The sequence below is a fragment of the Paraburkholderia sp. EG286A genome, assembly GCF_040965375.1.
In the GTDB taxonomy this organism is placed as follows: domain Bacteria; phylum Pseudomonadota; class Gammaproteobacteria; order Burkholderiales; family Burkholderiaceae; genus Paraburkholderia.
On the sequence record NZ_JBFRCB010000029.1, the window covers coordinates 1 to 1,309 of the forward strand.

Consider the following 1,309-nt stretch of genomic DNA (forward strand, 5'->3'; position numbering starts at 1 on the left):
CGTGCTCCTGGCCATACTGCATGCCCAGGCGCCGCGCGGCCTCGGGCTGGTCGTGCGCAAACTCGCGACCGGTTTCGCGCAGGTAGCGCATCTCGGCGTCGAAATATCTCAGGAACGGGTTTGCGCCTTCCTGTTGCGTGGCTTTCCACGGTGCCGTCATGGCTGCGACTCCGGGGGTAAGGGCGGCAATGCGGGCAATCCGGAGATCACACCGGCGCGGCCCGTCACGAAGATGCGCTCGGGCATGCGCATGCCTCGCAGTTTCAGCAGCTCTAGCGGTCCGGATCCCGCTTGCGCGCGCAATACGTAGCGCAACGGCGCCACCTTGCCGTCCGTACCGTCACCGGACGTCGCGGACGCGGCCTTCGCGGCATCGCCACCCGCCCCGGCATTCCAGACGATTTCGTAGCGCGTATCGTCGAGCGGTTTGACCTGCGCTTTTTCCAGCATCCGCAGAAGGGCCCAGTCGCCTGTCGCATCGAAGGCGATCCGCACTCCTGCGTTGAGCGTCTGCCAGTTCAACGACGCATGGCCGTTCAGACCGTTGCCCGGCCATGCCAGAGGCGTCCACGTTTCGCGCTGGTTGAAATAGACGATCTGCTGGCCGTCCAACATGAGTTCCGTGCGTGTTACGTCCGGCGTCGGCTGCGGCATGATCTCAAAGTGATAGCCAGCCTCGCCCCGCGCATAGAGACGTGCGCCGAGCGGACCCATCAGCCGGAGCATGGCGAGAAACTTCGGATCGAACTGCAGCGACTGCGGCGCGAGTTCGTTCGGCACCCACTGGTCGCCCTGGCGCTTGAGCACACCGGACAGCTCAAGCTCGACAAAGCGGTTGATCAGCCCCGTCTCGGGCCGCACGTAACGGCCAAACTCGGCGAAGGACGCGTCGGCGCTCGCCGGCGAGAACGGATAGCGCGCGGCGAACGACGAGGCGAAGGGGGCCGCGACGCCCGCTCGCCATGCCTCGTTCAGGCTCGCAGCGGCGGGCTGCAGGACCGCCTGCCAGGCCGCGTCGAGCGGCTGCACAAACATCGTCTGGCCGAAGCCCGCCCACTGTGCGCCCAGGCTCGCGGCGGTCAGCGCCGCGTCGTCGCGCGCCTGCGACAGATCCGAGAGCTTGCCCTGGAATACCGCCTGCGCGAGACTCCGTGCCATGGCCTGCGCGTCCGGACTCGCCTGGATCTGCTGGAGTTTCAGCCGCACGGTCGTATCGGCGGTCAGCACGCGCGAGAGGCTGACGCCGTTGAACGCGGCGGCATTTGCCGCCGGAGCGTGACCCGCATTGCCGCTCGCCGCTGGAGGATTC

General features: G+C 67.3%; 2 protein-coding genes. Both read right to left on the reverse strand.

Annotated elements, in window-relative coordinates:
* Positions 1–160: type VI secretion system baseplate subunit TssF (locus AB4Y35_RS42080; protein WP_368708801.1), on the reverse strand; the 160-nt coding region annotated here is incomplete at its 3' end.
* On the reverse strand, positions 157–1,309 hold a 1,153-nt coding region (locus AB4Y35_RS42085; RefSeq protein ID WP_368708800.1), incomplete at its 5' end, for a type VI secretion IcmF C-terminal domain-containing protein. The genes AB4Y35_RS42080 and AB4Y35_RS42085, both read right to left, overlap by 4 nt.